The organism is Desulfobacteraceae bacterium (assembly GCA_022340425.1).
GTDB lineage: Bacteria > Desulfobacterota > Desulfobacteria > Desulfobacterales > JAABRJ01 > JAABRJ01.
Genome location: JAJDNY010000143.1, coordinates 1 through 7,082 on the forward strand (window position 1 = coordinate 1; position 7,082 = coordinate 7,082).

General features: G+C 67.1%; 5 protein-coding genes. 3 read left to right on the forward strand and 2 right to left on the reverse strand.

All coding sequences use genetic code 11. From position 1 onward, the window contains the following. Positions 1–2,635, forward strand: a 2,635-nt coding sequence (locus tag LJE63_12360) for an SDR family NAD(P)-dependent oxidoreductase (protein ID MCG6907398.1), incomplete at its 5' end; no start/stop codon positions are given. Positions 2,636–2,647: 12 nt separating this feature from the next. Next, positions 2,648–3,856: a hypothetical protein gene (locus LJE63_12365; GenBank protein MCG6907399.1), complete on the forward strand. Its 1,209-nt coding sequence runs from the start codon at positions 2,648–2,650 to the stop codon at positions 3,854–3,856. A gap of 135 nt (positions 3,857–3,991) precedes the next feature. Here LJE63_12365 and LJE63_12370 read toward each other — a convergent pair whose 3' ends face one another. After that, positions 3,992–4,651, reverse strand: coding sequence for an endonuclease V (locus LJE63_12370; GenBank protein ID MCG6907400.1), 660 nt, complete (start codon positions 4,649–4,651; stop codon positions 3,992–3,994). 147 nt (positions 4,652–4,798) lie between these two features. Then, on the reverse strand, positions 4,799–6,013 hold the full coding sequence (locus LJE63_12375) for a hypothetical protein (GenBank protein MCG6907401.1): 1,215 nt from the start codon (positions 6,011–6,013) through the stop codon (positions 4,799–4,801). A 218-nt stretch (positions 6,014–6,231) separates the two neighbouring features. Between LJE63_12375 and LJE63_12380 the strand changes: the two genes are divergently transcribed. Then, positions 6,232–7,082, forward strand: an 851-nt coding sequence (locus tag LJE63_12380; GenBank protein MCG6907402.1) for an RNA-binding transcriptional accessory protein, incomplete at its 3' end; no start/stop codon positions are given.

A 7,082-nucleotide genomic window follows, 5' to 3' on the forward strand; every position in this document is an offset into this window, starting at 1 on the left:
GCTCAGCCTGGAGATGGACATCGAGGCCGATCTGGGCATCGACTCCATCAAACGCGTGGAGATCCTCTCCGCCCTGGAGGAGCGCCACCCCGAGCTGCCCCCGGTGGCCCCGGACACCATGGCCGGCCTGCGCACCCTGGGTCAGATCATCACCCATCTGACACCCGCCGCCGGCAGCACGCCGGCAGCGGCCCCGCAGGAGCCCCTGACGGTGGTCCCAGCCCCGCCCCCGGAGACCTCCAGCGGCGTGCAGCGCCAGGTGGTCACGCTGCTGACCGCCGGCGAGGAGCGCACAACCGTCTCGCTTCCCGCAGACCTCCCGGTTGCCGTCACCGACAACGGCACACCGCTTTCGGCAGCGATCGCATCCGAACTGGCCACGGCCGGCTTTGCCAGCCTGCATTTGCCAGCGCCTGAATTGCTGGCCGATGAGCGGATCGAAACGGCGGCTGGTCTGGTGCTGTTGCCCGTCCCGGCGCCGGCTGCGGGCGACGCCAGCGACGGCCTTAAAATGGCCTTTCGCCTGGCCCAGCGGGCCGAAACCGGCCTGAGGGCCGCCGCCGTCCGGCAGGGGGCCCTGCTGGCCAGCGTCACCTGCCTGGACGGCGCCTTCGGGTTTAACGGCGGGCGTATCGACGATCCCTACCAGGGCGGCCTGGCCGGCCTGATCAAAACCGCCGCCATCGAGTGGCCCACAGTGACCTGCCACGCGCTGGACGTCGACCCCGAGTGGCAGGACTGGCCCCGAGTGGCCCAGGCCGTGGTGCAACAGCTGCTGCGGCCCACCCGCCCGGGAGCCGTCGAAACCGGGTTGAGCGCCGCGGGATGCGTGCAGCTCGGCCTGCGGCCGGCCGCTGTTTCCCAAGGACCGCTGAACATCGCAGCGGGTGAGGTGGTGGTGGTCAGCGGCGGCGCCCGCGGGGTTACAGCCCAAAGCGCTTTGGAACTGGCGCGCGCGGTCCAGCCGACCCTTGTCCTGCTGGGTCGCAGCCCGCTGCCCAGCGGTCAGCCGGCTTGGCTGAAGGGGCTGACCGATGAAAAAGCCGTTAAAAAGGCGATTATCGTCAACGAACTCCGGGGACAGCCAGTTTCGCCGGTGGTGGTGGAAAGTGCCTTTCAAAAACACCGCGCCGCCCGTGAAATCGCCCGCAACCTCGAAAAGATGCGCGCCACCGGCGCCCAGGTCCATTACCATGCCATCGACGTCACCGACGCCGACCAAGTCAAACGCCTGCTGGACAGTGTTCGGGCAGACTACGGTCCGGTTCGGGCGATCCTCCACGGCGCCGGCGTACTGGAAGACCGCCAGATCGGCTCCAAAACGGCCGAACAGTTCGACCGGGTGTTCGACACCAAGGTGGCCGGCCTGGTGGCCCTCCTGGAGGCCCTCCCGGCGGACGAACTGCGGTATCTGGTGATCTTCTCGTCGGTGGCCGGGCGCATGGGCAACCGCGGCCAGGTGGACTACGCCATGGCCAACGAGGTGCTCAACAAGCTCGCCTGTCAGGTGGCCCGGCAGCGGCCCGGCTGCAAGGTAAGCGCCATCAACTGGGGCCCCTGGGACGGCGGCATGGTGACGGCGGCCCTGAAGCGCGAATTCCAGCGTCGGGGCGTCGGGCTGATACCCGCCCAGGAGGGGGCAGCCTGCCTTGTGCGGGAGATGAGTGGCGCCGCCACCGAACCTGTCGAGGTCGTCATCGGCAGCGCGCTTCAGCCGTCACAAGAAGCAGCGCCGGCGCAACCGCCGGCGGCGGTCCCCAGCACCCCGCTCTATCTGACCCAGAAACACGAAGTGGACGTCGCCACTTACCCGGTTCTCGCCTCGCACCAGATCGACGGGTTGCCGGTGGTGCCCTTTGCCCTGATGGCGGAGTGGTTCGGCGACAGCGCTCTGCATGCCAACCCGGGCCTGGTCTTCACCGGGCTTGACAACATCCGGCTGCTCAAGGGCATCCGCCTGGAAAACGGCACCAAGACCATTCGCCTGATGGCCGCCAAGCCCCGCAGAAGGGATGGGGTTTTCGAAGTCGAGATGGAAATTCGCAACGGCTTCAAGGGCGGCCAGGAAATGATCCATTCCCGCGCGCGGGCGATTTTAAACGATGTCCCCCCCACCCCGCGAACTGTCAGCGCCGGCGACATCACGCTGGCGGGTGAAAGGCCCTACCCGCGCAGCGTCGATGAAATCTATGACGAGATCCTCTTTCATGGTCGAAGCCTCCGGGGTATCACCGAGATCGTCGGCATTTCATCGGCGGGCATCGTCGCGCGAATTGCCGCAGCGCCCGAGCCCGCCCGCTGGATCGCGCGGCCGACCCGGCGGCAGTGGGTGGCCGACCCCTTGGTCTTGGATGCCGCCTTCCAGTTGGCCATCGTTTGGTGCCACGAGGAAAGGCAGGCCGTTTGCCTGCCGAGCTACTGTGCCCGCTACCGCCAGTACTGCCGGCGTTTCCCCGTCGAGGGGGTCACGGCCTTTTTCCAGGTCAGCGCTGTGACGGCCCGCAAGGTACGCGGCGACTTCACCTTCCTCGGCGCCCGCAACGAGGTCCTGGCCGAGATGACGGGCTATGAGGCGATCATCGACGCCGATTTGATCCGGGCTTTCAAACCTGGCAGCAACGCCCTGTGTGCCTGAGTGCTGACAACTGTGAAAAAATTGGGCCGACTGGCGGCGGCGCTGGTGCTGCTGGCGCTGCTGCCTTGGGCCGGGTTGCACCCGGCAGCCGGGGGCGTCCCGACTGAAGCCAAGCTGCCCGAGGCCCTTGGGCCTGGCATCGAGCATCTTTTCTCCCTCCTGGCGTCCCCCCAGAGCAGCGTTTTCCAGCCAGCCTTGGTCGCCCCGGTACTGGCCTTCGTGCGGGAACCAAAACCCGCGGACACCCTTTACTATGCCGACAGCCCCGCGGAGCTGACATCGGCCTTCTACGAATTCGATATCGCCTGCTCGCTGACGCACATGCTGCGCTACGCCTTCAACCCGGAGGTGCCCGGCTACCTGCTGATGCCCTCTTCGATTCGCTACTCCAGCTGGTCGGAGGTTAACGGCCGCCCCCAGCCCCTGCCCCGGCTGTGGGAGGTGGCCATCACCCCGGGTGATTTTCACTTGGTCCGGGGGGTCGAGGAAATTGAAATCACCCCGGACCTTTTCACCGGCGCCTATTACCGTTACACCACCGACAATCTCCTGATCCTGTGTTACCATGAGGGCCAACGGGTCCTGATTTCGCTCTCCAAACAGCAGCGGCCGTCGGGGGTCGGCAAAAGGGGGGTGGTGCTGGGAGGGGATGCGGAGTGGGATTACTTCTACACGGGCCAACCGGGACTGGAAAAGGCGGGGCTGGGTTGGGTGAAATCCCATATGTACGATTCCCTGACCCTGATGGTCTACTACGAACTGGACCCGCAGGCGCCACTGCTGCGCTGCGCCACGTTCAAATGGCTGCGAGCCGGCTGGGCGGATATCAACTTTGTTCGAAAAACCCACATCCAACGGGGGCTTGAGCGCTTCGGCGAAGATTTCAAAGAACTCCTCGAAACCCCGCTGCTGCCTGAACCCGACGAGATCGGCCGGGTGACCACCGGTTTCAAAAACCTGCCCATGACCGCCCTGCGGGAAACCGCACGCGACCACTTCGCCAGTCTCCAGAGCCGCTACGGCCGCGGCGACGAGGACCTCCACGCGCGCATCGAAACCGTTTTGAGCGACGACCGCTACCTGAACCAAATGAGCCGCGAGGAACTGGAAGCCATTCTGGTGAAGGCCTACCTCAAATGCCGCGTCGGCAAGAAACCGGGGCCCGGCCCGGCCACCGGGTTCTGCCAAGAATTAACCCAGCTTGTCCCCCGCCGCCCATGAGAAGCACGGGAAGGAGACCAACGGGTGTCGCCGGCCGGCTGCAATGGGGGGGCTTGGGTTGAAGCCGGCGCCCAGTTGATCGTCAGGTGGGCGTTCGCGACAGCGGATTTAACTGGACCCCGGCCATTTGAGGGCCTAACCGGCACTTGCGAGCGCCAGGCGGGCCAGATGATGGGCCCGCCGCAGGGGCTCCGGCAGACGGCAGCCCCGGCAGCAGGCCAGCACGCAGGCCACGGCCGTGTCGAGGGTGATGCGGTGGCCAATGGAGACGAATACCGGGCGGACTCCCTGACGGGTGCGCACCACCGCCCCCACCCGCTGGGTGCCGTCGAAAAGGGGCGCAGCACACCCCGCTTCGGGACCAGGTTCGCGGTAGACGCCGATCAGTCGGGTTTTGGCGCAGCCGACGGTGGCAAGGTCGGTCACCACCCCCAGATGACATGCCGCTCCAAACCGGCGGGGATGCGCCCTGCCGTGACCGTCCACCAGAACCACGTCGGGGGGGTATGCCAACCTGCGCAGCGCGCGTGTCATCAGCGGAAGTTCGCGCAGGGCGAAAAAACCCGGTAAGTAGTCAAAAACACCGCGTTTGACGGCAACCGCCGATGCCACCTCTTGGAGGTGGGGCAGCCCAAAGACCGCCACCGCTGCACAGGCCCATGCCCCCCGATAGGCGACATCGATTCCCGCCACCCGCTGGATGGGTTGAACGGCGTCGTCTTCGATCACCCGGTGCTCCAAACGCCGCTGCAGGTCCCTGGCACGGTCCAGGAGATCTTCTTTTCCAGACGGCAAACAAGCGCGCCGCCGGGTGGTGCAACTCGAGGCCATTCACCCCCCATTTTCTTTTCCCTTTCCGGGCACCGCTGCCGACCCACCATAGTGCACCGGCAGCGATCGGAAAAGGGGAAAGGGGGTCCCGGCAAATCACGCCCACCGGGATTACGGGCGCCAACGAATCTCGGCGGCGGTTTGGGGGCCGATCAGGGTGTACTGCAGGCTGGGGGGCATCCGGGTTTCCCGGGCGGCGATGGGGATGCGGCCGGCCATGATTTCGGCCGCCTGCTGGGGGTAGAGGGGGTCTTGATCGGGTCGGGCAAACCCCAAGGGGAAAAGGGGAAGTCCGCTGGCGGGATCGTACTTGTCCGTCGCCCCCACGGTGTGGAGCAACTCGTGGGCGATGACGACGTTGTCCCTGGCGGTGTTGTCCGCACTGGCGCGAGCATAAACGACCCCCAGGAGGCCCTTCTGGAGCCCGAGTGAATCCCGCAGCCGCCGGCCGCTGCGGGCTTCGTGGTAAAGGACGAAGATCCTGATATCGGGCGGATCCTCAGTCAGGGTATCGGCCCGCCAGGCCCAGTAGCGCAGCTGGAGACTCCACCAGATCACGGCCAGGGGGGAGCGCCCGGCGGGCGCCGCAGGGGGCAGTGTGCGGACTTCAGGGGCCAGCCGGATCCGAAAGGGATCCTCCAGCAACAGCTCGTAGCGCCGGGCCTCCTGCTGCATGAAGGCCGTGATGGGTGAAAAGCTGGCGGGGTCCAGGTTTTGGATAAATCGCCCGGCGGCATCGCTGTCGTCGGCATTGACCGGGTAGATCCCAACCGTCAGGGGGGCGTCCCAGTCGGTGCTGCGGGCCTTGGCCAGCCAGCTGTGGCCGGCCACAACGGCCAGCACCGTCAAAAGGGCCGTAATCCGGACGGCGCGCCAAAACCCCGGGGGAAGTCGGCGGCGGGGCGGCGGGGGGGCAGCTGCGGGCCTGCTTGAAGTTGTCCCGGCGCGGGGCGAGCAAACCTGGTATTTGGCGAAAATGATCCCGCAGCGGGCGCAGGCCTCATTCTCAGGCTGATCGAATCCGCAGTGCGGACAGCGCAGTCTTTTGGGCGGCTGCGTGCCGGCCGGGGGTGAAGCTGCGGCCGGCGACGTGTCGGGGGGAATGCCCGGCCGGATCTCGCAGCACGCCCCGGCGGCGGTCAAGGCCCGCTGGTAGCGGCGGGCGTCCGCGGCGTCGAGAACTGTTTTGACCACCACTGATTGCCCAGTCAGAAGCTTGGCCGCCGGCGCCCGCCCCTTGAAGAGGGCTGCCAGGTTGCGCACCACTTGCTCGCGGTCGAAACCGGGAAGCGGCGTGCCTGTGGCAATGACGGTGAAACGGGGCATGGCGAAAAACCTGAAACGCTTTCGTTCAGCCGCGAATCGGCAACCCACGGCAACCGGCGCCGATCGCAGCCCGAACGCAGGCCAATTGGACCAAAGGTCCCCTGTTTATCGACTGCCGGCGGACCGCCCTTGAGGCCCGCAGACGGCCGGATATTTCCGGCCCCGCCCAAAAGACCCGACACCGGCCCGGCGGCCCTGCCGCCCCGCCAGAGGAGCCCATGAACGACGCCCACATTGCCGCCATTGCGGCCGAATCCGAGCTGCGCCCCGCACAGGTCGCCGCAACCGCCGCCCTGCTGGCCGAAGGGGCGACGGTACCGTTTATCGCCCGCTACCGCAAGGAGGCCACCGGCAGCCTGGATGAAATCCAAATCGCCCTGGTCCGGGGCCGCCTGGCCGCTCTTGCGGCCCAGGACGCCCGGCGGGAAGCGGTTTTAAAGTCCCTGGAACAGCACGGCCACCTGACCGATGAGTTGAAGGCGGCAATCGACGCCGCCGCGAGCCTCTCCCAGCTGGAGGACCTCTACCTGCCCTACCGCCCCAAGCGTCGCACCCGGGCGACGGCGGCGCGCGAAAAGGGCCTGGCGCCGCTGGCCGAGGTCCTCTTGGCGCAAACGGGGTGCGCACCCGCCGGGGAAGCGGCCGCTTTCGTGGATCCCGAAAAAGGGGCGGCCGACGTCCAGGAGGCCCTATCCGGGGCCCGCGACATCATCGCCGAAATGATCACCGAAAACCCCGCCGCGCGCGCCGACATGCGCCAACTCTTCGCCGCCCAGGCCGTGATCCGCAGCACCGTGGCCGGCGGTCAGGAGACGGCCGGTGCCAAGTTCCGTGATTACTTCGACTGGACCGAACCGGCCGCCAAAGCCCCCTCCCACCGCATTTTGGCCATACGCCGCGGGGAGCGCGAAGACATCCTGAACGTAAGCATCGCGCCGCCCGAGGAGGCGGCCCTGGCGCTGCTGGAAAGCCGCTTCATCCACGGCAGCGGCGAGGATGCCGAACAGGTGCGCCTGGCGCTGCGCGACGGCTACCGGCGCCTGCTGTCGCGGGCCATGGAAACCGAGGC